Raw genomic sequence first — 24521 nt, 5'->3', positions numbered from 1 at the left:
CTGAAATGAATTATTTCCCAAGTACGCAGGAGAACTTGATCTCCTTTTCTACTTCACTCAGGTCGAGTTCACCACCGTCGGCGACAGTGATGCGCACTTCATAGAGCGTTCCTTCAGTGAGTTCCGTCACAGCCTCACCGGCCTCATCCGTGATCGACCATAGCTCAGAAGCGACCTTCGCCAGCTTGCCGTCCATGCCATAAGCGTAGAGCATCAGATCAGAGGCGCTGCCAGACAAATTATTCATGCGGAAAGCGACCGTGGTGTTGGGGTGGACGTTGCGGATGCTCACGCTGTTGCTCCAGCTGGCGACCGTACCTTCGCCGCCGTCAAGTTCAAACTGCTCCTGCGAAAGGATATTTCTTGCCGCCTTGTCTAAGTCTACCTCACGATACGGCATCTCCGGCAGATACACAAAGCGATCCTGCAAGCGCAGCAGCTCCATATAGCCCGTCGGGCAGTAGAGTGCGTTGCCGCTGTTTCCGGCGTACATCCCGATGGCCATATTGTTGTAGCCAAACCTGTTGGAAACATCCATCGTAAAGACGGTCTCGCCGGTCTCAAAGTCCAGAATGATGTACTGCCACATCCCGGCGGTCAGATCTTGCACATAGCCGTAGATATAGCCCGTCGCGGTGGAGAGCTTGAGCATCGATGTATCGCTCAGGTCATTTCGAGACCAGATGCTCTTCATCTCATAGCCGCTATCGGTTTTCACAGTGTCCACGCGCTCGATGCCCGGGGCAATCATAACATTACCCTTCATCAACCAGTTCTGGTCATAAATGTTGGCATAGCTCTGAATTGAGGAGTCGCTGTTGGGGTCGGCAAGACCTGCGTTGCCTGCGCCGAACCAGTTGCAGACAATCGTGCTGACCGTGCCTTCACCGTCGTCATAGACGATCGCAGAGTTCTCAACCGCCACCTGATACCCCTCGGGCAGATCATCCAAAACCGGCATACTGGCTACGACCTCACCGGTCTTCATGTCGAGCGCAAGAAGCTTCACGGGGTCTGCGTTGTCGGTGAACATCACAAGGTTCGGTGTCAGCGTGGGCGAGCAACCGCCGCCCCATGCAAGACCGCCGCCGGTGGTCTTATCGCCTTCACCGCTGACCTTTGCACCAACGCTCTCATACGGCGTGCACCACGCAACGTCCACGCCATTGTCGGCGCGCAGCAGATAGCAGTTCATATTGGTCAGAATGACGGCACCGTCTTTGGATGCGGCGATGCCGTTTTCCGCACCCTCGCCGGGCGTCAGCTCATAGACGAAAACTGCCTTCGAAAGATCCGTCTGTTCGCCTCTTAAAATCGCATCGATGGCCGGACGGGCAATGTAGCCGAGAACACCCTGCTGCTGGCGCTCGGGGTAGATACGGAAGCCGCCCGTTGCAAACCAAAGGTTTCCGTCGTAGTCAAAGACCACGGACAGAAGATTCTGCGTCAGCTCCTTGCCGAGCGCGGCTTCTGCTGCAGCCTTGATGTCGATGTCCAGAACCTTTTCAAATTCCGGAATGACGCTGCCGTCTTCCTCCGTCGCACGCAGCATCAGCACATGGTTGTTGCTGGTCGGGCAGACGATACGGTTTTCGGAGTCAAGGAATGTGTAGGAGCTCTGGATGACGTAACCACCGCCGTCGTGCTGCTTCGGGGAGAAATAGCCGAGCGTCTTCGTCTCTTCGGCGTTCAGATCGCGGATGGCGATGCCGCCGAGCAGCGGCACGACCGCATGACCGTAGCTGTCAAAGTAGATGGCAGGGGAGGCGTTTGCGTTCGTCGTCTCGTAGGAGACATTGATCTCCGGATAGATGCCCAGCGGCAGAATTTCATCCGTGGAGTCGGTGTTGTACCCGTCGTGGTGAATATTCGCGTCGCTCTTTGCCATGTAGGGGTTTTCCTCCACCTGTTTGGGCTGCAAAGCCTTCACGGGCAGTGCACCGGATAACGGCGCAGAAGATTCTGAAGTTGTACCTTCGTCTGCGGGTGTCTGTGTTCTACCACAGGCGGCCATTGACAGACACAATACTGCTGCCAGCATAAGGCATAGCGCAGAACGGATGATGCTTCTCTTTTTCATGAATAGTCCTCCTTGTTGGTTTCGGCGTAGTTGGGCCGGAGCTGAGCAACCAAATTTTTCTCGTTCAGCCAGACGCAAAGCCCCTGTTGGAAAGCTGCTTTTGTTACCGGCTCCAGCAGAAAATAATCTGCACGCAGTCGGAAAGCATGAAGCGAAAAATCCAGATCGCTGCACCAGATGATGCGCGTATTGCGGCAAAGCGCACGCAGATGTTCCACCGCATTCATTCCGTCGACACCCGGCAGGGCGATCACCGCATTGGTCGGCGGCGTTTTCTGTGCGGTTTCAAAAAACTGTTCCTGATCGCGGAATGTTTCAATTACGGGAAACCGTTCACATTCGGCGTAGAACTGCGAGACCTGCTCTGTAAAAAAAGCTTCTTGCGCTTCACTATTTGTCAGCACGGCAATTCGGTACACAGCGCTCCTCCTTTCTGCCGTCGTTGACGTTTTCTGCTTGTCAGTATACGAATGCGCACACGCTTTTCAAGCTGTTTGGCACGAAAGCCCCGTTTCCGGCACGAAATCTGGCTTTGCTGGTGTGCCGGGGCAGGACATCTGTGATATAATCATACCGGAGTTTTTTACGGAGGGGAGGAGTAGGTCAGCATGAGGATTGCAATTGTGGATGATCTCAAGACCGAACGCGCACTGCTGAAAGAACGCTTATCGCAGCAGCTGGCGCTTCGCGGTGTGGAAGCGGATATTTTGGGATTTGAAAGCGGCGAGGCTTTTCTCGCGGCAGAAAAAGAGCGGCGCTTTTCGGCCGCGTTTCTCGATATTTACATGGAGGGCCTAAGCGGCATGGACGCAGCGAAGGAGCTTCGAAAGACGGACACAGACTGCCTTCTGATCTTCACCACGACGTCTACCGATCACGCGCTCGAAGGCTTTCAGGTACGGGCACTTCACTATCTCGTGAAGCCCTTTTCCGAGGAAGAACTCTCCGGTTTACTTACCGAAATGCTTGCAAAACTGCCGCGTCCTGAGCCGGTTCTGACTGTGAAAGTCAGCGGCAGCGACGTTCGTCTTCGCTATCGGGACATTATTTCCGCCGAGCATTTTGCTCATAGAATCAACATCCGCACCACCGCCGGAAAAACGCTGGCCACGCGCCAAAGCTTCAAGGCGTTCACCGAGCCGCTTAAAAAAGATCCGCGCTTTTTCGTCTGCGGCCGCGGTGTGATCGTCAATTTAGAGCACGCCGCTGATTTCCGGGATACCGCCTTCTGCATGACCGACGGCAGCCGTGTCTATGTCAACCAGGAGCTTCTGAAGCCTGCCCGGCAGGCGTTTATGGAATTTCTGCTGCAAGGGGAGCGTATGAGATGAAAGATATTCTGCGTCCGATGCTGGAACTGTTCGTCGCACTCCCCGGTCTTTTGCTTGCATATTTCCCTGTAAAATCCTATCTGAAGCAGTCGCCAAGAAAACTTGCCGCCTGGCTTCTGCCGCTGATGGCAGGCCTGAGCGTCGGCGGTGGGCTCGTCTGCTATCAGCTTCGCATTTCCACTGTTTTTGTCCTTGCGGGTATCACGCTGCTTGCGATTGCTCTGTATACCAGAACGCTCCGGATATCCCTCTGGAAATCCGGAACGATCGCGCTGTCGATCTGCGCGGTATTTGCCTGCCTGAATAGTCTTTCCAGAGCCGTCAGCGCGGCGATTGTTCTACATATGCAGCTGCCGCCGGATGGGCCATGGTTCTGCTTTGCTGCCTGCGTTTTTTATAACGCAGTTTGCTGGGTTTTTGTACTGGCGGCATCCTATCCGTCGACCCATGCGGTGCGTGCGATGGTCGAGGACGACAATTTTGCACAGACATGGTATGTGTTCTGGGTTTTACCGCTGGGGTTCATCCTTCTAAACCTGTTCATGATCCCGCGTTACCAGACAACACTTCAGACAGGAAGGGTCCTGCAGGGTTACATTGTGCTCAGCATCGCGCTTCTGGTGCTGCTTTTCTGGTTCAACACGATTTTCCTTCTGATGGCGAACAGCCTCAACCGCAACGCAAGATTACAGCAGGAAAACCAGCTGCTTTCCATGCAGCAGCAGCGCTATGAGAGCCTCAAGACCGCCATTGAAGAGGCCCGGCAGGCGCGGCACGATATGCGCCATCAATTAAATCATATTTCTGCGCTGGCCGAGGCTGGTGAACTGGAGGACTTGAAAAGCTACCTTGCAAAAACTGTCTCCCGCATCCCGAATCTCGATATGTGCTTCTGTGAAAACCGTACGGCGGACAGTGTTGTCGGCTATTACTGCGCTCTTGCAAAGCGCGAGGACATTCCCTTCCGCACCAAGCTCGATCTGCCGGAATCGCTTCCGATCGATGAGGTCGATATGTGCCTGATCTTATCCAATCTACTGGAAAATGCGCTGGAAGCCAGCCTTCGCACCGCACCCGCCCGCCGGCAAATCGAAATAACAGCATATGTGCATGCCAAGAGGCTTCTTCTGATCGAGGTTGTAAATGCATTTGACGGTAAAGTCAACGAAAAAAATGGCGTTTTCCTCTCATCAAAGCGAAAAGAAAGCGGAATTGGTATCCAGGCTGTCAACCACATTGCGGAAAAAAACGGCGGTACAAGTACGTTTACCCATCAGAATGGCGCTTTCTCCGCCAAAGTCATGCTCTGTGGATAAGTGGAAATACATACTACTCCCAAGTAACCACAAAGCTCCCCTGGAAAGCGTTTGCCTTCCGGGGGAGCTTATGTTTTACTTCCATGCAGCTCGTGCTTTTACAGTCTGTATTCCAGCTGGCAGTCGAACGGTTCGGCCTCTACATGCTTTTGCAGGGGCTGGGCCGCATCTACACAGCCCAGAGAGCGGTAGAACCGCTGAGTCTCTATGGCGGAGTGGGCGGAGAAAGCTCCACTGGCCGCTGTCATTCTGTTGTCAGCCGTTTGCGGTCTGCGGGTCAATGATGATTTCCACAAACCGCCACAGGACGGTGGCGACTTCGGCTCTGGTGGCGGTTCCTGCAGGGTCAAAGCGATTGTTCGTCTTGCCCGCCAGGATGCCCGCCTGCTGCATGGACTTAACTGCCTCCTTTGCCCAGGAAGAAATGCTTGCGTTGTCCGCAAAGGTCACGGCTTCCAGGGCTTTCGGAACTGTGTAGCCCAGCTTGACAGCGTAGTTCTTCATAATGACCGCCATCTGCTCCCGGTTGATGTTGGTATCCGGGGCGAAGGTGGTGTCCGTTGTTCCGCTGACGATACCGGTCTTTGCCGCCCAGTTGACATACGGTGCATAGTAGGCATCGGCTTTCACATCGGTGAACTTGCCGGTCTGGTAATCAGCCGGGTCAACACCCGCCAGCCGTCCCAGGGCGGTGACGAACATCCCTCGGGTCATGCCGGTATTGGGGCTGAATGTGGTTTCGCTGGTGCCATTCAGCAACCCACGGCTGACCACAAAGAGAATGTTATCCTTAGCCCAGTGGTTTTCAATGTCGGTCAAGGCTGGCATTTTAGCATCATAGCCCACGCCGTAAACACCGGGCTGTGTCAGCTCAAAGATGACTGCCTTCTGGTTGGCATCATAGCTGGACTTGGTGATCCACTGGGGCTTACCATTTCCATCCACAGAAACCGCATAGAGGTTGCCGGGCTGCTCGTTCTTTGCCGGTGTGTACGGAATGGCAATGCTGATAGTCTTTCCATTCAGGTTGCTCAGCTTGGTTTCCTTGCCGTTTTTGACTTCCCACAGGGAGATGTCATAAACGGGGCGATTTCCGATAGTCGCCTTTGCCTCAATAGAGGAAACGGTAGTTTTCTTCACCTTCAAGATAATGTCGCCGCTGGTCTGGCGGTTCAGCTCCTTGAGGGTATCCAAGGTGAAGCCGAAATCGGCCATCCGGTCTGTGTCGATGGTGAAGCGCTTGACATTTTCCTTCACCAAAGTATCCAGTGCATCCGCTTTCAGCGTGATTTGTACACCGTCCAGCTTCTTATCAATCTCCACAGGGACTTCCACCGCAACACCATTTTTCTGATTACCATGCTTTTTCGTATCATCCTTTGCTGCCTTGATGGCATCCGATACCATGGGATTGGTAATGGTCACATTGCCCTTAGCATCTGTCTTGACCTTCTCACTCTGTGCCGTGGTGGGGACATTGGGTTCGTTCACATCGGGGCGTTGGATGATGGTGGCATCGTTGTTAACGGAATCCTCCCCATCATTGGAAGACGAGCCGCCGGTGTATGTCCAGTGAGCGTAGACGATGGTATCTGCATGGAATACGGTATCCGTCGTGATCTTTGTGCCGCCGCTCTTTTCGGTGTACCAGCCGTCGAAGCTGTGCTTGCTTTGAGATGCGCTGGGCAGAGAGGTCAGCTTCTGATTGGTGGTGGTCATGTTGCCGACAGAGGGCGTACCGCCGTTTCCGTCAAAGGTGACGATGAACTCGGTAGCGGTGTTCTGCTTCGTAATCAGCGCAAACCGCGATGTGGATTTGTTCCCTGCGCTGTCCTGTGCGCAGAGGGAGAGAATGCCGCTGTTTTCATCCAGCGTACCGGGAATGGTAAAGGTTCCGTCGCTGTCGGCGTAGACAGACTCCTTATTATCGCCGTAAAAGATCTCGCTTCCCGCGTCCGCCGTTCCGGTGATTTCATACGCACCCGTGGTCATATCGGCATAGAATATCGGATCAGAGAGGGTCAGCACGGGGGCGGTCTTGTCCACGCTCACCAGCAGGAATACGCTGGTCACATCTTTGGCGGTCGAACTGCCCGTGACGCTTGAAATGCCGTCGATTTTGAACATCAGGCTGCCCTCAAAATCAGGGATTGTATAGCTACCATCCTGGCTCGCCGCAATCTCGTTTTCGGTAGTCTTGTCCATTCTTGTAACCTTGAAAGTAGCATTGGAGTTGTCGTCAGCGCAGCTTACCGCCAGCGTATTCGATTCACCGCCGATATAGGCGTGGTACACGCCATTTTCGTCTGCTGTGCAGGTCGTGCCGTTTACAGAGAGTGTCAGTTTCAGCGGCGTATATTCAGGCAGATACACACCCTCATCCGCAGACTCGATTTCCGCGCTGTAATACTTGCCGCCCTCGTTCTCAGCATCTTCCTTGTATGCCCTCACGCCGACTTTGTAGGCCTCGTTTGCGGACAGGTTTTTAGACTTTGTTGTTTCTTCTCCGCCCACGGTCAGCGCCATATTGATAGAGGTCGTTTCTTTATCAAGGTCATAGCCAAAGCCGGTGTCGATCCATTTGCCTCCGTTTTTCTGATAAATCGTCACGGCATAGCCGGCAGCATCGTCCACCTTATCCCACTTTGCCGTCATGACCTCGTTTCCGGCCAGCTCCAGCGTAACAGTTTGGGGTGCGGTCGGCTGGTTTTGGTTCTGATAGTTTACCTGAGTATTAAACTGCTGATGGTCGATGGCGACAAGGCCGGTCAGGGTTTCCTTTTCGCCGTTCTCGTCGATGCTTTCCACGCTCTTTTCCGTCATCAGGAAAGAGGTCACATAGTATTCGCCCGATGGGGCCAGCGCACCGCTCTGCGGGATCGTGACTGAGATTTTACTTGCATCCGTTACTTCCTGCTCGTCGATCAGATAATCCGCGCCGCCCTCTTCATTGGCAAAATAGGTGCGAAGCACATACTTTGTATTTTCCTCGGCGTATTTGATTTCACCGGACACCTGATTGCTGTTCAAAGACAAAGCCAGTTCTTCAAACGGAGCAATGGAAACGCCTTGGGATTTCTGCGTGTCAAGCGTAAGCGAGCCCGGGTTGACCTGATAAGTCCCGCCCTCTTTCAGCCGCAGGATCGCCACGCGGTAGTCCTTGTTGTCCTTCTTGTTATGTATGATGTCGGTGTCTGCGTTGATGGCGTAGCTGGAATTGATTTCGTAGCTATTACCCAGCCAGTTGATTTGGATCGGGGTGGTTTCACCACTCTTTGTAACAGACAGAGCTTGTTTAATTTCGTCCTCGGTGATGTTCTTGTCAAATGCCAGCAGGATATACGGCGTTTCGTCTGTACCGGCATTTACTGTGATAGTCGTTGAGTTCTCGCCGCTGGCTACAAGCGCAACGGGCTCCGCCGCAAGCAGCATGGGGACGGCCTCGCCGCTGTCCTCCGACGGCATAGACTGCACCACTGGCTCAACGCCCTTTTCCGACCAGTCCCATTCGGGTAGTCTGCCAAACCACTTGGTTTCCACATCCCAACCGCCACCCCTGCGGAAGTTGGTCTCCACGATATTCGGCACAAGCACCCACAGCCGCGCGTCGATGATTCCGGCATACACCCCGGTCATCGCGCCGAGGTACACGTCAATGTTGTCGAAAGCGTCTTCCATTCCCTCGCTGACGCTGACGCCCTCGATGGGGAACTCCGTCTGTCCGCCCACAATGAGGTCAACGTCCCAACTGCCAAGCTTCCAACCGCCAATCACGGGCACATCGCTTGGAACCTGCACCTTGCTTTTGACAACGGCGTTGGCACCCACGCCGAGATACAAATGCTTTGTATCATTTTTCGTACCCGTTCCGCCAAACGCGCCCAGCTCGATGGAGGTATCCAGGATAAATACGTCTATCTCAGTGCTTGGCAGATCCAATTCAAGGGTCTCGGAACCGACGAAGTAAATGCCCTTGTAGGTCGTTCCATGATAGGTCCGCTCCTGGCCGTTGAGCTGGAGAGAATAGCCGAAGCTGTCGATGATAGACGCGTTCGTCCCCACGATGCCCACATCGTTCGCCTTGAGGGAAATTTCGCTGGGGCCGATGACCACATCTCCCTTGCCCTCGATGAGGTGGAGATAGGTGCCCTTCAGCGTACCCCGCAGCTTGAGGGGCGGAATGGCAAAGTAGTCGCCGTTCACCGTGGCGGCAAGATCCTTGAAGCCCGCGCCGCCGCCGTTGAGCTGCCCAATGGGCACCGGAGGAATGAGGGGGATGCCGGGGCTTGCCGACACAAAGAAGTACAGCGTATTGGGGAGCAGGCTGCCGTCCTTTTTGCTGCGCACCAGCTCCAGCTCCGCCTCAGTCTCAAAGAGGTCAAAGGCGTTCAGTTCCAGCGTGAACGCATATTTCTCCTTCCCCTTGAAGGTGTTGACCTCGCCCTCGACCTTCGCCAGCTCCAGCGACAGCGTCTTGGCCGTGTCAAAGCTGCCCGTGGCATGGACGCCATTGACCGTAAATTCATTTTTGTCATTTAAGCCGTAGCCCAGCTCTTTCAAGGTGAAGCTCGCCCCTTCAAAGACCGTCTGGAAGCTGATCCCGCCGGCGAACACCAGGTTTCCCGCGGCATCAGCGGTGACCTTTTCCAGCTTCGCCGTGGCATAGGGGATGTCCACATAGATCACGGCGTCGTTCTTTTCGGGGTCAATCTCAAACAAAAAGCCGTCCTGTGTGAGCTTGATTTTCAATTCCTCGCCCGCGCCGCTGTTCGGCTGATAGAACTTGAAGCTGGGCGCATTCAGGCTCAGGCCACTGTGGGTGATTGTTCCGTCCTTGTGAATGACGAGCTCACCGCCATTTCCCCATGTCGCCGTCACAGAGGGCGAGAGCAGCGCCGCCCCGCCGGTAAAGGTAAATTCCGCGCCGTTTTTGCTCTCATACTCGCCGCTGATGAGGGCGACGGGATTTCCGTACCGCTGTTTCAGCGCGTTCAGCGCCGCGTCATCGGCAACATATTCCACCGTTACGCCGTCATTCCCGTCAGCAAAGGCAGCAAGCCGCTTGGCGTTGATGGATACTTCCACCTTGTCCGGCTCTGATGGAACATCAGCCGCATTTTTTGTCAGATTGCGGAAGCCCCAGAGAAAGCGTCCTGAATTCGGATAGCTCTCGTCACCGCTGAAATAGTAACCAATATCGTTTCTGCACTCCACGCGGGTGCTGCTGGGGTTATTGCCCGGCGTGACGCTGACCGTATCGGGCAGATAGGCTTTGATGGTCTTATTCTTATAGTAGCCCGACAGTCCTACAAAGGGATTTGCCCAGGCGTAGCCGTCCACATAGACCTCGGTGATGTAGTTGTAGCACCAATCCGTCCCCTGTGAGAAAGATTGCCAGGTATCCAAATCATCCACCTTGCTGGTGATGACGGAGCTTTCGGTTGAAATCTCCTCTTCTGCCTCATTCTTGACGACGGTACGGCTCATCTTGATGGCGGGGCCGTCTGTGGCGTTGGCGTGCCCCATACCGCTGAAGCCGTCGAGGGTATAGCCCCACCAAGCACTCATATCGGTAGCCAGGTTGAGGTCGCCGAAGCTGTTGGCGTTGATTTTGATGTTATCAACGGACGTCAGCACGCCCCATGCGTCTGCTGACGACTTATTTTCTCCGCACTGCACCAGTTCATAGTAAACCGCAGTCGTTGCGGAAACAGATTTCCCGGACAGCTCGAATGTCAGAGCATACTCCGCCTTAATGGCCTTTGTGTCGCCGTTCGGCGTTTTCTCCATAAACGATGCGCTTTTCAGACTGAGCGTTGCGGGATGTGTGATTTCTTTCTTATTGTAACCGATTCCGTTATCATACGTGATGAACTCGCAGTAGGGCTTCTGCTGGCCGGGGCTGTCCGATGCCGCAGTCGGAGCGGTCGTGAGGATGCCGGTCTGCCTGTTCAGCGTCACACGGATATAGTCGTTTTGTAGGACGAGCGAATTATTGTTCGTGCTCGTCTGCACATTTGTACTGCCAGGCGATATAATGTCCCCCACATAGGCGAGGGCCTGAGAGGGTAGAACGCCCAGCAGCAGGCAGAGGGTCAAAAGCAGGGACAGGATTTTTTTCATGTTGCGTCCTCCTTATGTTCTTGTTCTTGTTTCTGTTTTTGCTTCTCCCGTTCATGCAGCCGCATACAGACGACCGTGATCACCACGGCCAGCATAAACGTCGCCACCGCCACCAGCACATATCCGCCCGCGCTCTCATGCAGCAGGATCGCGCCGTACATTCCTGCGGCATCTATCGGCTGGTCCCGTACCGTCCCTACCGTTCCCACCGTTCCCACAAGGGACAGGAACAGCAGGACGCACAGGGCAGACAAACTGCGGATGCTTCGCCGCGCCTGCCTGCGGCGGTGTTCCGCTATTCGCTTTTTTACTATCGCAACACGCCTTTCTGTATCGTACATACACGCAAAACCTCCTCTCTCCGGTTCGTCTGAAAAGTAGCTTAAAAAACCTTTCATTTATATAGGTACAAAAACGCGGAAAAACTCTCACCCCAAAATCATATTTTTTCAAAAAATTTGGGAGCCGCACAAAGGCAGCTCCCAAAAGAGAAAAATCTATTTCATTATGGTGTCAGACGGCGGGCAAGCAGCTTTCCCGCTGTCAGAATCAGCACAGGCAGAAGATAGGCGATATACTGCGCCGCGCCGCCGTAGGCAATCAGCAGATTATAGATCGCATGAAAGGTGATGGCCGCTCCAAGCAAACCGCAGGTCCCGGCGATCTTCAGCCAGGTTCGCCGCCACACATACGCAAGCCCTCCTCCGACGATGGCCCCGCAGATGACGTGCATCGCTCCCGTTCCGATGCCCCGGAAGAAAATAAAGGAAAAATGTCCGGCCCCGTTTTGGATCAGATAGCAGACATTTTCAAAGGTGGCAAAGGAAAGGGCGGTGATCACAGCGGCAATCTTGATCTGTTCCGCTTTCGGCTCAAATACCAAGAGGTAAAAGAGCAGCGGCAGAAGCTTCATCACTTCCTCCACCACCGGGGCGATCTCCGCAGTTGCGCCAAAGGTGTCCGCCCCATAAAGTGCGGCGAGAAAGGTATTGATGTAAGCGGAGAGCAGACACGCACCCATTCCCGCAAGGCAAAACAGGAAAAACTTTGTCTGCCGCTTTCCCATGCACAGGGCGGCGATCAGCAGGGGCGACGCCATACAGATAAAAATATTTTCAATATAGGTCATCCCTCCACCGCCTTTCCTGTAGCGGGCAGCAGAGCGAAGATACAGGGCGTCAGCAGAAGATCAAACCAGCAATAGGGGCTGGAAATGGAATCTCCCGGCCAAAAGCAGCCGGAAGTCCAGAGGGCATATTCTGCCGCCACATAGCACAGTACCCCAATATGGAAATATCGCATATCACGCGCCGCTCCCGCCTGCGTCCGGGCGTAAGCAAGCCCCCGGATCGCATGATAGGAAACAACGATCATCATGCCGCACCAGAGTAGATTGGAGAGAATGTCGCCAAAGGTGCAGTAAAACACGCACAGCGGAACGCTGATCAGGAGGGCGATTAGGGCTTTCCGGCACAGAAAGCCCCTTTCCTCCGCGGAGGAAAGGGCGTATTGCAGGATGTAAAGAAAAATAATGCTGGCTACCCAGCCAAACTCCGACACATAAAAGACCTGCGGTGTTTCAGAATATAAAAGCAAATACAGCGTCCAGTACAGAGAGCCGAGGGCAAAGCAGCCATAAAAGCAGGTCAGCAGGAAATACGCCTGTTTTCGGTTTTTTAGATACCGGATACCGCTCAGGCAAAAGCCCAGTAACGTGACAGAAAATTGCAAAAGGTTACTGATCAGTTCCATCCGCATCGTCCCCTTTTTGCTTTTCCGCTGGCTGTTTTTCCTGATCCAACAAACGGATGCGGAAGCACAAAATGGTCACGCACACGCCGAGGACAAAAGCGAGCAGCCCGATCACGATATATCCAAGCGCGGCGTTACCGCCTAAAATCGTTGCCGCCGTTTCAAAGCCGGAGGAAGTTCCCAGCTCGATTTGCTCCACAATACCGGGCATGGAAAGGGAAAAGCCCACGATCACCGCAAGACACGCCGCCACGCAAGAAACAGCAGTGATCCGACCTCGCCGCAGTCTTTTTTGATGTTCTTTTGCAGCAATACGCCGTTTTACTTCTGCTATTCGTTCCTCATGGCTCAACATTTGTAATTCCCTCCCGTTCCAATAATCCGCGCAAACGCTCTTTTCCCCGGTACACCGTATTGGTGATCTGCTTTACGCTTTTTCCCATGACCTCGGCAGCCTGCAAGTAGCTCATGCCTTCAAAATAGGTCAGATAAAGTGACTCCCGGTAATCTGGGTTTAATTCGTCCATGCAGAAATGCAAAATTTGATCTCTTTCCTTTGTTTGGACAACCTCCTCTACCAGTATTTGTCCGTCCGGTTCCTCAGTCAGATCGTCAAGATTGAAGGAAAGACGCTGTCTGCTTTTGTGGCGCAAAGCCATGTGCCGCGCCGTTTTATACAGGTAAGCCTTAAAACCACCGTCCCGGATGCGCGGCTTTTTCGTAAACAGATAGGAAAAAGCCTCTATCATCAAGTCCTCCGCTTCGTGAACGTCATGCAGATACCCGTTTATGTATAAGGTCAGCGGGTCGCCGTATTTTTTCATCAATTCGTCAAGTCCTGTTTCATCGCCGCTTATATATTGTCTGTATAATTCTTCATCGGAAATCATGTCATTCACTTCCTCGCCGTATCTTCTTTACAAAGACACTTCTCAGCGGTTTGTCTCTCTGCAATCCCGGCGCTGTTTCTTAGATCGCGGGTCAGTGGGCTTCTCGGCGGTGTCTGGAATTGCCCATGACCGCCCAAAACGCTCCGCACCGGGAATACGCCCGTCTGTGCAGTATTGATTGACCCAACGCTCTGAAATCCCCCACTTGCGGGCGGCTTCCTTTATGGATAGATAGCCTTTCATTCGCGCTCCGCCTTTCCCAAAGATACATCAGGTGTCATGCTTGCTTTGTCAATATATCCTGTCTGAAATCTGCTGTATATATTATATGCGAATATCAGCATATTTTCAAGATGGGCTGCAGGAAGAAAAAAATATGGCTTTTCTTCCGGCTGCTTAAATCTTGAAAACCTACGGGGTCTCGTATATAAAATAAGAAGCGAAAGCGAAACAAAGGTTATCGTTTTCAAAGGCGGTGTGATAGAGTGTGTCCTTCTGGTGGATCCATCATGGACCTACCCTCGGTTCACCACCAGGGCAAAATCTCCCCCTGGCGGTGGACCTTTTTATTTTGAATTCACACCAGCCGGTATAGATTGGAACTGAGACTCCCATTCTCCCGCCAGCGCGGCTCTCTGGTAAGCAGGCCGGCTCCGTAGAGATCGTCCAGCGCCCGCTTGACAGTGGAGCGGGAGAACCCCAGTTCGGCGGCTATGGTCCGGATCCCCGGCCAGCACCGGCCCTCACTGTCGGCGCGATCTTTGAGATACATATAGACCGATCTGGCCCTGTGGCTCAGGTCGGAGTGGTAGATATTCTGAAAATAAGCCATACACGATATCCTCATGGGCGCAGGCTTTTCTGCCCATCAGGTGGCTCCTGGCCGTGATGGCCTGCTGAGGGATCGGCCTGCTGCTCCCGTCTGGCATCCGCCTTGTTGGATACCGGCGCCGCGCCGCTTGCCGCGGGCATCCGCACATGTCGGCACATGATGGCAAGCTCCAGTTCCTGCTTATTGGCATAGGCCACAGAGCGGGCCGCTTTTTCTGGGATGCTGTACGGCTCCCCGAAGGTGATCCCCCATTCCAGGAACAGCCGCAGCCGGGTCCGCATGGGGTGGGTGCCGGTTTTCATGACGATGAAGTGACCTTTGGGGATAATAATAGCAGGAATTGCCTGTTCAAATTACTTGCATATAAAAAGGAACTGCCACGGTGATGTGGCAGTTCCTTTTGCTCTGGACGGTTTCGGTGATACCCTTATCAGGCCGGAGCGTCGCCGCTCCCTTTTTTTATGTCTGATCTCAGTCCTCATCCACGATGAGGCCGTAGCCGCCATCGTTGCGCTTATACACCACGGCAAAGCGGCCATCCTGGTCGGTATCCTTGAAAGCAAAGAAGGTGTGATCCACCAGGTTCATCTGCAGCACCGCCTCGTCCACCGTCATGGGCTTGATGGGGAAGCGCTTGGTGCGGACGATCTTGAATTCCTCTTCGTCGGTCTCGGGGGCGAAGGAGGATATCTCCTCCACATCCACGCTGCGGGAGAAGGCGTCCTGACGCAGGCGCTTCTCCAGGCGGCTCTTATTCTTGCGCAGCTGGCGCTCCACGGAGGAGACAGCCGCGTCGATGGTAGCAAACATATCGGAGGTGCTCTCAGCCACACGGATGATGGTACCGCCGGAGCGGATGGTCAGCTCCACATTGTTGCGGTCCTTTTCTACGCTGAAGACGATGGCGGCCTCCGCATCCGCCTTAAAGTAACGGTCTAACTTGCCCACCTTTTTCTCGGCATAGGCATGGACCTTGTTGGGCAGATTGATCTTCTTGTCTGTGAATACGAACTTCATCGTTTTCAACTCCTTCCACCCTCCGAGGAGGGACTGGGTTCCGGTCTGGACCGGTTCCCTGATTTGATTATACCACGAAGTCCGCAGATTGTCACAACTTATTTCAAAATATTTTGTGAATTTTGCCCATCATCCTTGTCCGAACAGGAGCCGCACCCGCAACGCCCTCTGCCGCAGTCCCTTCGGGCACAGCTGCGTCCCGGGCAGACCTCCCCCTGGGGACACAGGGCGTAATCTCCGCCGGAGATGTGGAGCCGCCGCCCCTCCACCAGGGCCAGGGCCAGCTTTTTCCGGGCCGCGTCGTACACCTGCTGCACCGTGGATCGGGCCACCCCCATCTGGGCGGCGCACTCCTCCTGGGTGCAGCCCAGCAGGTCCATCAGGCGGATGGACTCATACTCTTCCACCGCCATCTCCACGACCCCGTCCGCCGCCCCCTCCAGGGGGCCAAAGCTGCTGTGCCGGGGCAGGGCACAGATGCGGCGGCATTTCTTCGGTCTTGGCATAGGCGTTCCCTCCTGTTCCTGCTCCCAGTGTAGCAGGTTTCCGGTATCTGTCAACCGTCCAAAAACAAAGCCGCTGCATCAGCAGCGGCTTTGTGGTTACAGCGCGGCGAATACCTCTTCGGCCGCAGCCAGAGTGGCCTGGAGCTCCTCCTCCCCATGGGCGGCGGAGACAAACATGGCCTCGAACTGGGCGGGAGCCAGAGCCACGCCCCGCTCCAGCATGCCCTGGAAGTAGCGGGCGTACTTGCCCACATCGCTGCCCTTGGCGTCCACGAAGGTGGACACGGCGGTGGGGGTGAAGAAGGGGGCCAGCAGGGAACCGATCTGGTTGACCACCACCGGCGCGCCGGTCTTGGCGATGGTCTCCCGCATACCTGCCGCCAGCTTCTCGCCCTTGGCGGCGATGTCGGTATAGACCTCCGGGTGGTCCTTCAGGTAGTTCAGCTGGGCCAGACCGGCAGCCATAGCCACCGGGTTGCCGCTGAGGGTACCCGCCTGGTAGACCGGGCCGCAGGGAGCCACCTGCTCCATCAGGGCACGGCTGCCGCAGTAGGCGCCCACCGGCATGCCGCCGCCGATGATCTTGCCGAAGGTCACCAGGTCGGCCTTCACGCCGAAATACTCCTGCGCGCCGCCCAGGGCCAGCCGGAAACCGGTGATGACCTCATCAAAGATGAGCAGAGTACCATTCTTGTCGCACAGCTTCCGCAGGCCCTCCAGGAAGCCGGGAGCGGGATTCACCACGCCCATGTTGGCGGCCACCGGCTCCACGATGATGCAGGCGATCTGGCCGGGCCAGGCGTCCAGCAGGGCCTCCACGGAGGAGAGGTCGTTGAACTGAGCGGTGAGGGTGTGCTTCACGATATCCTCGGGCACACCGGCGGAGGAGGGATGGCCTCCCGCCAGGGCGGAGGAGCCGGCGTTCACCAGCAGGCAGTCGGAGTGGCCGTGGTAGCAGCCCTCAAACTTGATGATTTTGTCCCGGCCGGTGGCGCCACGGGCCAGACGGACGGCGGACATGACCGCCTCGGTGCCCGAGTTGACCATGCGTACCATCTCGATGTTGGGCACCAGGTCGATCATCAGCTGGGCGATCTCCACCTCCCGGCGGGTGGGAGCGCCGAAGGACAGGCCGTCCTTCACGGCCTTCTCCACCGCCTCCCGGATGACGGGATGGTTGTGGCCCAGGATCATGGGGCCCCAGGAGCACACATAGTCGATATACTTCCGGCCGTCCTCATCCCAGATGAAGGGGCCGTCGGCACGGGTGATGAAGCGGGGAGCCATGCCCACCGCCCGGTAGGCCCGCACCGGGGAGTTGACCCCGCCGGGCAGTACCTTGACCGCCTGCTCAAACAGTTCTTCCGAGCGTCCCATCAGCCGATATCCCCCTTCTGAATGGCCTGAGCCAGTTCTTTGGCGTAGTAGGTAATGAGCATGTTGGCGCCGGCCCGGAAGACGGACAGGGCAGCCTCGCACATGATGCGGTACTCGTCAATGAGGCCCGCGGCGGCGGTGGTCTTAATCATGGCGTACTCGCCGGACACCTGGTAGGCGCACATGGGCAGGTCGTAAGCGTCGGAGCACTCCCGGATGATGTCCAGGTAGCTGAGGGCGGGCTTGACCATGATGATGTCGGCACCCTCCTCAATGTCCAGGGCGCACTCCTTCAGGGCCTCCTTCCGGTTGTGGGGGTCCATCTGGTAGCCCTTCCGGTCCCCGAAGGAGGGAGCGGAACCTGCCGCCGACCGGAAGGGACCGTAAAAGGCGGAGGCGTACTTGGCAGAGTAGGCCATGATGGGGGTGGAGGTGTAGCCGTGCTCGTCCAGAATGGCCCGGATGGCGGCCACCCGGCCGTCCATCATGTCGGAGGGGGCCACCATGTCGGCCCCGGCCTGCACGTGGCTGAGGGCAGTCTTGGCCAGCACCTCCAGGGTCTGGTCGTTGTCCACCTCATGGCCGCACAGGATGCCGCAGTGGCCGTGGTCGGTGTACTCGCACATGCACACGTCGGTGATGACATAGAAGTCGGGGTACTTGGCCTTGATGGCCCGGATGGCCTCCTGGACCACGCCGTGCTCATCCCAGGCGGAGGAGCCGATGGCGTCCTTGTGGGCGGGCAGGCCAAAGAGGATGCAGTGAGTCACCCCGTTGGCCAGGCACTCCTCCACCGCCTGGCACACACTGTCCAGGCCGTAGTGGTTCTGGCCGGGCAGGGCCTCGATGGGCCGGACCCCCTGGAGGGTCTCATCCACAAAGATGGGGTAGATCAGGCTGTCGGGGGACATGCGGGTCTCCCGGCACAGGCGGCGCACCGCGTCGTTGCCCCGCAGGCGGCGGGGCCGTTGGATCAGTTCCATATCAAACACCTTCTGTTATTAATTCCACCAGTGCGTCCATGGTGGCCTCACGGGCCACCCGCACGGGAATGCTGTACTTCTGCGCTTCGGCGGCGGTCTGGGCCCCGATGCACATACCCACCATGCGGGAGAAGTTGGCGTCCTCTCCCATGGAGGAGACGAAGCCCTTCACGGTAGAAGCGGAGGTGAAGGTCACCAGCAGACCCTCTGTTCCCTCCACCGCCTCCCGCAGCTCCTGGGAGCGGGGATTCTCATACACCGTGCGGTAGCTGGCCACGTCGTCACAGGCAATGTTACGCCTTGCCAGCCCCTCTGTCAAGGCGGGGGAGCCCTCCTCCGCCCGGAGGGCCAGCACCTTGCCGGTGGCGGGCAGGCCCTCTCCCAGATGGGCGGCGTCGTACACCTCCGGCACATAGTCGGCCTTCAATCCGTGGGCGGCCAGGGCTCGGGCGGTGCCGGGACCGATGGCGGCCAGCTTGACCGCGCCCAGAGCACGGGCGTCCTTGCCGTGGCCCTCCAGCCACCGCCACAGGGCCTCCACCCCGGCAGGGCTGGTGAGGGCCAGCCACTCATAGCCGGAAAGCCGCTCCATAGCCTCATCCACCGCAGGACAGGGGTCCAGGGGGACGGTGGCGATGCAGGGATACTCCCACACATCGGCCCCCAGGGCACGCAGCCGGGCAGACAGGGTACCCGCCCGCTCCCGGGGCCTTGTGACTACCACCCGTCTGCCCTTCAGAGGCAGCTTATCAAACCAGTCAAAATCCTCGGCCAGGGCGCACACCTTGCCCACCACGATAACGGCGGGACTCTCCACCTTGGCCTCCTCCGCTACGGCGGGCAGGGTGCCCAGGGTGGCGGAAATGCGCCGCTGGGCGGTGGTGGTGCCCCGCTCCACTACGGCGGCGGGCATATGGGGCTCCATGCCCGCGTCCAGCAGGCCCTTGCAGATCTGAGGCAGGGCGGACACACCCATCAAAAAGACCAGGGTACCCTTGGTGCGCACCAGGGCCTCAAAGTCGATGTCCAGCTCCTTCCCCGCCCGCTGATGGCCGGTGACGATGTGGAGGGAGGAGCAGCAGTCCCGGTGGGTCACCGGGATGCCCCCGTAGGCGGGGGCGGAAATGGCGGAGGTAATGCCTGGCACCTCCTCAAAGGAGACGCCGTGCTGGGCCAGCAGCTCCAGCTCCTCGCCGCCCCGGCCGAACAGGAAAGGATCGCCGCCCTTGAGGCGCACCACGTTCTTGCCCTCCAGGGCCTTGTCCAGCAGGATCTGGTTGATCTGGTCCTGGGGCACCGGGTGGCGGGCAGCCTGCTTGCCCACGTCGATGTGCTCGGCCTTCTCGGGCATCATGGCCAGGATGGCAGGGCTGACCAGACGGTCATACACCACCACCTCCGCCTTCTGGAGGGCCTCCAGCCCCTTCCGGGTCAGCAGGCCGGGATCGCCCGGGCCCGCTCCTACCAATGTCACTTTACCAGGCATGGGCTTCCCTCCTTCATGGAATTTGCCAGCTGCTCCGCCAGCGCGGTCCCCTGTTTCTTGGGTCCGGAGATCTTGTCCCGGAACACCTGCCCGGCCTCGTCCACATAGAGGCCGGTGAGGGTGATATTTTCCCCCTCCAGCACGGCATGGGCGGCGATGGGCGAGGAGCAGCCCCCGTCCAGCTTGCGGACAAAGGCCCGCTCGGCCCGGGCACACAGGGTGCCCTCCTCATCCACCACACCGCTGAGATAGCTCAAATCCTCCCCGGCCCGGGTCTGGAGGGCCATAATGCCCTGGCCTGCTGCCGGGATCATCTCCTCCACGGTGAAATACCGGGTGATGCGCCCTTCCAATCCCAGACGCTTCAGACCGGCAGCCGCCAACACCAAAGCGGAATACTGGCCCTCGTCCAGCTTGCGCAGCCGGGTCAGCACATTACCCCGCACCGGAGCCACCTCCATGTGTGGGAACAGGGCCTTGAGCTGCACCGTCCGCCGGGCGGAAGCGCAGCCGATGGGCTTGCCGGGGTCCAGCTCGGTCACTCCCTCCGGGAGCACCAGCACGTCCCGGGGGTCCTCCCGCTTGGAGAAGCCCGCCAGGGGAATGGCCGGATCCTCCTCCATGGGCAGGTCCTTGCAGCTGTGTACCGTCAGATCCACCCGACCGTCCAGCAGGGCGGCGTCCAGTTCCTTCACAAAGAGGCCCTTGCCACCGATCTTGTCCAGGGTGCGGTCCAGAATCTTGTCGCCGGTGGTTTTCATGGTCACCAGCTCCAGCGCTATATCCGAATGATGGGCCCGGATGGCCTCCATCACCAGCTCCGACTGGATGACAGCCAGCTTGCTCTCCCGGCTGCCCAACCGTATGGTCTTCATTCCAATCCCTCCAGTACGGCCCGGATGGCCTTGGCGGCCCGGGCGGTGCGGGCGTGGTCGTCTCCCCGCCCGGCCACTCCGGCCACAATGTTGTCCCCAGTGCAGATGGCGGGGAAAAAGAAGGTACATTCCTCCGGGGCGTCGGCCACGCTCACCGGGATCCCCAGGGCGCGGGCCTCCTCCCCCACGGCGCGGTTGACGGCCCGGTCGTCGGTGGCGGCCACCGCAATGGCAGCTCCCGCCAGATCGCCGGGAGCGTAGGGCCGTCCCTCCCACTGTATGCGCCCGTCCAGAGGTTTACACCTGGGGGCGATGACGGTGACCTCCGCGCCGAAGCGGGCCAGTACCTCCGCCCGGCGGCAGGCTACCACGCCGCCGCCAATGACCACGGCAGTTTTCCCCACCAGGTCGATGAAAAGTGGAAAACGGAAGTGCTTTTCCGGCGGCAGGCTCCACCGAGGCCGGGCGGCGGTGTGCACCTCGATCTTGGCGGCGCACCGCTCCAGGTCCTCCGGAGTCAGGTTATCCTTCAGCCCGCCGGACAGCAGGTCCACCGCCCGGCTCACCGCCAGCTCCACCAGTTCCCGGGCCTCCGGGCCCTCCAGATCGGTGGACAGCACACGGGCGGCCACCGCCTGCTTCACCCGCTCCAGGCCGGGCAGGCAGGAGCGGTAGTTCTCCCACTGGCTCAGCCGGTCCAGATACTTTTCCACAATTTCTGCCGCCTCCGGTGGAATCTCCCGGCTGGCGTCCACCCCCAGGTCGTCCACATTGTAGAGGGTGAAGCCGGGCAGGGTGGCCACCTGGGGCTCGATGTCCCGGGGGATGGCCAGGTCGGCCAGCACCACAGGGGGATGGGACAGCTCAGCCAGTTCCCAGGCCGTCACGGTGTAGTGAGGGCTGGTGGTGGCGGAGAGCACCAGGTCCATGCCCTCCATGGCCTGATAGCGCTCCTCGTAGGGGGTGACGGCACAGCCGGCGGGCACCACGGTCTCCCCGTGGTGGTAGCTGCGCAGGGTGATGGTAACGGCGCATCCTGCCTCGTGGAGAAGGGAGGCCGACAGCCGGCCCATCTCTCCGTTGCCGATGACCAGAGCCTTGCGGCCCTTCAGTCCCCCCAGATGGGCGGACAGCCGGTCCACAGCGGACCGGGCCGCCGACCGGGGCACCCCGATGAAACGCACCCGGGTCTTGATCTCCTTGCCGGCGGCGGCGGCGTTGCGGAACAGAGTCTCCAGCACGCCGTCCGCCGTCCCCGCCTCCCGGGCGGCGGCGGCAGCCGCTTTTACCTGAGTGACAATCTGATCCTCGCCCCAGATCTGGGAGCGCAGGCCGCCAGCCACCTCCATCAGGTGGCGGGCCGCCTCCTCCCCCGTCCGGGTGACAAAGGCAGCCTCAAAGGGGGCGTGGTCCACCCCGGCGGCGGCGCATAGCAGCCGCCCCGGGTCGGGCAGAGGCCCCTCCGCACAGGACAGATAGAGCTCGGTGCGGTTGCAGGTGGACAGCAGCACGCAGCCCTCCACCCCGGCCCGGTCCCTGATGCGCCGGTCCAGCCCCACGACCTGATTCCGGGTGAAGGACAGCGTCTCCCGCAGGTCAATGGGAGCCTTGTGCCAGTCCAGGCCGGTCATAATGAGATTCACGCTTGTTCCCCCTTTTTCACCAGCACCACCGAGAAGTAGCCGCTGCCCTCCTCCAGGTCGGCAAAGTGGGGGCACACCAGCTCACCCTCCATGCCGCAGTTGGCCACCAGGGAGGCCTTACCCAGCAGGCCGTGCTCCTCCAGGGTGTTTTTCAGGGCGCCGATCTCCTTGCCCGCCTTCATGAACACCAGGTTGGCGTCCAGGTCCAGGCAGTCGGACACGTCCTTATGGGAGGCGGGGACGATGAGCAGCCGCTCGCTCTTCTCGCACAGGGCCATGTTCAGCTTGGCGGCCACCGCGCAGAAGGAGGGCACGCCGGGGATGATCTCGGCCTCATATCCCCGCTCCAGGATCTTCTTGTGGAGGTAGAGGTAGGTGGAGTACACCGTGGGGTCGCCCAGGGTGATAAAGGCCACATCCTTGCCTGCATCCAGGGCGGCGCACACCAGGTCGGCATTGCGCTCATAGGCCGCGTCCAGGGCGGCATGGTCCCGCACCATGGGGGCGGCGCAGTTGAGCAGTTCCTTGCCCTGGGCCAGCTCCCCCACGATATTGAGGGCGGTCTTCTCTCCCCGGCCCGCGTCGGGCACGGCCAGTACCGCCGCCTGGCGGATGATGCGCTCCGCCTTTTTGGTGATCAGCTCGGGGTCCCCGGGGCCGACCCCCACGCCGTACAGCATTCCTCTCATGGTCTTTCCTCCTTCAGCATGCGCAGGATCTCCCGCCGGGCCGCCCCGATGGTAGCGGCGGAGCGGTCGGTATCCAGCCCGTCCACATCCCGCAGCACCTCCATCAGGTGGGCGATGCGGGGCAGGCGGAGATGGTTGGCCCGCAGGGCCGTGGGATCGGCAAAGAGCTCCTCCGGGGTGCCCTCCATCAGGACCTTACCGCCCCCCAGCAGATAGGTGTGATCACAGTACAGGGGCACGATGTCCATGTCATGGGTGGCGATGAGCACCGTCATGCCCAGCTCATCCCGCAGGCGGGTGAGCAGCTTCATGATGTCGCTGACCCCCTGGGGGTCCAGGCCGGCGGTGGGCTCATCCAGGATGAGCACCTCCGGCTCCATCACCAGCACACCGGCGATGGCCACCCGCTTTTTCTGCCCGTAGGACAGGGCGTGGGTAGGTTTGTCCCGCAGGTGGGACACGCCGGTACGCTCCAGGGCGGCCTCCACCCGGCGGCGGACCTCCTCGGGCGGCAGGCCCAGGTTCACCCCGCCGAAGGACACGTCCCGGTACACATCGGCGGAGAACAGCTGGTCGTCCGGGTCCTGGAACACGATGCCCACCCGGCGGCGCAGCTCCAGCAGGCCTTTTTTGTCGTAGCGCACCGGCTCTCCTCCCAGCAGTACCCTGCCGCTTTTGGGGGTAAGTACGCCGTTGAGGCTGAGGAACAGGGTGGACTTGCCCGCCCCGTTGGCCCCCAGAATCCCGGTGACCTTGCCCTTTTCGGCCCCGAAGGTGATATGGTCCAGCGCTACGGTGCCGTCCTCATAGGTATAGCACAGATCTTCTGCCTGGATGGCCTTCACGGCAGCAGCCTCCCTTCCACAAACCAAATGGCGATCTGCCCCGCCGCCGCCAGGGCGGTGAGGGGGAGCAGCCCCCACCCCGGCCGGTAAGCATCGGACAGGGTGGTGAGGCTGCCGGTATAGCCCCGGGACTCCAGGGCGGTATAGATGCGGTCGGCCTTCCGCCACGCCCGCAGGAACACCATGGAGGCCAGCATCCCCAGAGAGGACACCGACCGGCGGAAGCCCTGATAGCCCAGCCGGGAATCCTGGGCGGTACGGATGTTGGAGGCCGTCTCCGCCAGCACGAAGATGAAGCGGTAGATGAGCTCCATCAGCTCCACCAGCAGCCGGGGCACATGGAGCTTCTCCATGGCCATGGTCAAATCTGTAACCGGGGTGTTGAGGGCCAGAAAATACATGCATCCGATGGTGCCCATGGCCTTACAGAAGATCTGCCCGCCCAGGTGCAGGCCGTCAGCGGTAAAGCCCAACAGCCGGTCCCCTACCGGGATGGCGGCCACCACCTCTGTTCCAGCAGGGTAGGACCCCGCCACGATGGTGATGCAGCCAATGACCAGAAACACCAGGGGCACCTTGAGAAAGTGGAGGTACACCCTGGGGGACAGGCCCCCCAGGGCGGTGATGAGCACCCCCATCAAAACCAGGGTAAACAGGCCCACCGCCACGCTGCTGCAGCACAGGCACACCACCAGCGTCACCACCGTCAGCAGCAGTTTAGGCATGGGGGACACCCGCCGCAGGCGGGACTGGTAGGCGTAGCGGTCGGTACCCAT

At 58.6% G+C, this 24521-nt stretch carries 23 protein-coding genes and 1 pseudogene; 2 read left to right on the top strand and 22 right to left on the bottom strand.

The window, feature by feature from the left end; translation table 11 throughout:
• Positions 1-10 precede the first annotated feature (10 nt).
• Together J9789_RS00720 and J9789_RS00715 are read right to left on the bottom strand one after the other, a co-directional pair.
• Positions 11-2080 carry a hypothetical protein gene (locus J9789_RS00720; RefSeq protein ID WP_209341331.1) on the bottom strand — a complete coding sequence of 690 codons (2070 nt, stop codon included), beginning with the start codon at positions 2078-2080 and terminating at the stop codon, positions 11-13.
• The gene (locus J9789_RS00715; protein WP_209341329.1) at positions 2077-2499 is read right to left on the bottom strand and encodes a response regulator; all 423 of its coding nucleotides are present in this window, start codon (positions 2497-2499) and stop codon (positions 2077-2079) included. Before J9789_RS00715 ends, J9789_RS00720 begins: the two co-directional genes overlap by 4 nt.
• A 189-nt stretch (positions 2500-2688) precedes the next feature.
• Here J9789_RS00715 and J9789_RS00710 point away from each other — a divergent pair, with 189 nt between their 5' ends.
• Both J9789_RS00710 and J9789_RS00705 read left to right on the top strand, forming a co-directional pair.
• Complete coding sequence (locus tag J9789_RS00710) at positions 2689-3411, top strand: LytTR family DNA-binding domain-containing protein (protein ID WP_209341327.1); 723 nt, start codon at positions 2689-2691, stop codon at positions 3409-3411.
• The gene (locus J9789_RS00705; protein WP_209341325.1) at positions 3408-4727 is read left to right on the top strand and encodes a sensor histidine kinase; all 1320 of its coding nucleotides are present in this window, start codon (positions 3408-3410) and stop codon (positions 4725-4727) included. The genes J9789_RS00710 and J9789_RS00705 overlap by 4 nt, the downstream gene beginning before the upstream one ends.
• A 98-nt stretch (positions 4728-4825) precedes the next feature.
• Here J9789_RS00705 and J9789_RS00700 read toward each other — a convergent pair whose 3' ends face one another.
• The 20 genes and pseudogenes from J9789_RS00700 to cbiQ all read right to left on the bottom strand — a co-directional run bounded on the left by J9789_RS00700 (position 4826) and on the right by cbiQ (position 24521).
• On the bottom strand, positions 4826-4975 hold the full coding sequence (locus J9789_RS00700) for a hypothetical protein (protein ID WP_227111813.1): 150 nt from the start codon (positions 4973-4975) through the stop codon (positions 4826-4828).
• Between the two features lie 7 nt (positions 4976-4982).
• Positions 4983-10850 carry an S-layer homology domain-containing protein gene (locus J9789_RS16875; protein WP_245184968.1) on the bottom strand — a complete coding sequence of 1956 codons (5868 nt, stop codon included), beginning with the start codon at positions 10848-10850 and terminating at the stop codon, positions 4983-4985.
• A complete protein-coding gene (locus tag J9789_RS00690; protein ID WP_209341323.1) occupies positions 10847-11191 on the bottom strand; it encodes a hypothetical protein in 345 nt (114 codons plus the stop codon). Before J9789_RS00690 ends, J9789_RS16875 begins: the two co-directional genes overlap by 4 nt.
• A gap of 164 nt (positions 11192-11355) precedes the next feature.
• Positions 11356-11979: a PrsW family glutamic-type intramembrane protease gene (locus J9789_RS00685; RefSeq protein WP_209341321.1), complete on the bottom strand. Its 624-nt coding sequence runs from the start codon at positions 11977-11979 to the stop codon at positions 11356-11358.
• Positions 11976-12602: a histidine kinase gene (locus J9789_RS00680; RefSeq protein WP_209341320.1), complete on the bottom strand. Its 627-nt coding sequence runs from the start codon at positions 12600-12602 to the stop codon at positions 11976-11978. The genes J9789_RS00685 and J9789_RS00680 overlap by 4 nt, the downstream gene beginning before the upstream one ends.
• On the bottom strand, positions 12586-12957 hold the full coding sequence (locus J9789_RS00675) for a DUF4179 domain-containing protein (RefSeq protein ID WP_209341319.1): 372 nt from the start codon (positions 12955-12957) through the stop codon (positions 12586-12588). The genes J9789_RS00680 and J9789_RS00675 overlap by 17 nt, the downstream gene beginning before the upstream one ends.
• Positions 12944-13492, bottom strand: coding sequence for a sigma-70 family RNA polymerase sigma factor (locus tag J9789_RS00670; protein ID WP_209341318.1), 549 nt, complete (start codon positions 13490-13492; stop codon positions 12944-12946). Before J9789_RS00670 ends, J9789_RS00675 begins: the two co-directional genes overlap by 14 nt.
• A gap of 42 nt (positions 13493-13534) precedes the next feature.
• Positions 13535-13735, bottom strand: coding sequence for a helix-turn-helix domain-containing protein (locus tag J9789_RS00665; RefSeq protein ID WP_209341316.1), 201 nt, complete (start codon positions 13733-13735; stop codon positions 13535-13537).
• Positions 13736-14069: 334 nt separating this feature from the next.
• On the bottom strand, positions 14070-14324 hold the full coding sequence (locus J9789_RS00660; RefSeq protein WP_044942083.1) for a helix-turn-helix domain-containing protein: 255 nt from the start codon (positions 14322-14324) through the stop codon (positions 14070-14072).
• 11 nt (positions 14325-14335) lie between these two features.
• Positions 14336-14650: pseudogene (locus J9789_RS00655) on the bottom strand (type IV secretory system conjugative DNA transfer family protein); the annotation flags it as partial.
• A 145-nt stretch (positions 14651-14795) separates the two neighbouring features.
• Positions 14796-15341: a ribosome-associated translation inhibitor RaiA gene (raiA, locus tag J9789_RS00650; RefSeq protein ID WP_209341314.1), complete on the bottom strand. Its 546-nt coding sequence runs from the start codon at positions 15339-15341 to the stop codon at positions 14796-14798.
• 98 nt (positions 15342-15439) lie between these two features.
• Positions 15440-15847, bottom strand: a complete 408-nt coding sequence (locus J9789_RS00645) for a DUF134 domain-containing protein (RefSeq protein ID WP_209341312.1) — start codon at positions 15845-15847, stop codon at positions 15440-15442.
• Positions 15848-15943: 96 nt separating this feature from the next.
• A complete protein-coding gene (gene hemL / locus J9789_RS00640) occupies positions 15944-17224 on the bottom strand; it encodes a glutamate-1-semialdehyde 2,1-aminomutase (RefSeq protein WP_209341310.1) in 1281 nt (426 codons plus the stop codon).
• Positions 17224-18207, bottom strand: a complete 984-nt coding sequence (gene hemB / locus J9789_RS00635; RefSeq protein WP_209341308.1) for a porphobilinogen synthase — start codon at positions 18205-18207, stop codon at positions 17224-17226. Before hemB ends, hemL begins: the two co-directional genes overlap by 1 nt.
• 1 nt (position 18208) lies before the next feature.
• Complete coding sequence (cobA, locus tag J9789_RS00630; protein WP_209341306.1) at positions 18209-19693, bottom strand: uroporphyrinogen-III C-methyltransferase; 1485 nt, start codon at positions 19691-19693, stop codon at positions 18209-18211.
• On the bottom strand, positions 19678-20568 hold the full coding sequence (gene hemC / locus J9789_RS00625; protein WP_209341303.1) for a hydroxymethylbilane synthase: 891 nt from the start codon (positions 20566-20568) through the stop codon (positions 19678-19680). The genes cobA and hemC overlap by 16 nt, the downstream gene beginning before the upstream one ends.
• Positions 20565-22211: an NAD(P)-dependent oxidoreductase gene (locus tag J9789_RS00620; protein WP_348633609.1), complete on the bottom strand. Its 1647-nt coding sequence runs from the start codon at positions 22209-22211 to the stop codon at positions 20565-20567. The genes hemC and J9789_RS00620 overlap by 4 nt, the downstream gene beginning before the upstream one ends.
• Positions 22208-22900 carry a precorrin-2 C(20)-methyltransferase gene (cobI, locus tag J9789_RS00615; protein ID WP_209341301.1) on the bottom strand — a complete coding sequence of 231 codons (693 nt, stop codon included), beginning with the start codon at positions 22898-22900 and terminating at the stop codon, positions 22208-22210. The genes J9789_RS00620 and cobI overlap by 4 nt, the downstream gene beginning before the upstream one ends.
• Positions 22897-23745 carry an ATP-binding cassette domain-containing protein gene (locus tag J9789_RS00610; RefSeq protein WP_209341299.1) on the bottom strand — a complete coding sequence of 283 codons (849 nt, stop codon included), beginning with the start codon at positions 23743-23745 and terminating at the stop codon, positions 22897-22899. Before J9789_RS00610 ends, cobI begins: the two co-directional genes overlap by 4 nt.
• Positions 23742-24521: a cobalt ECF transporter T component CbiQ gene (cbiQ, locus tag J9789_RS00605; RefSeq protein ID WP_209341297.1), complete on the bottom strand. Its 780-nt coding sequence runs from the start codon at positions 24519-24521 to the stop codon at positions 23742-23744. The genes J9789_RS00610 and cbiQ overlap by 4 nt, the downstream gene beginning before the upstream one ends.

Source organism: Flavonifractor sp. AGMB03687 (assembly GCF_017811815.1).
GTDB lineage: Bacteria > Bacillota > Clostridia > Oscillospirales > Oscillospiraceae > Flavonifractor.
Note: the sequence above shows the minus strand (reverse complement) of the source record. Positions and strands in the feature narration are given on the sequence as shown.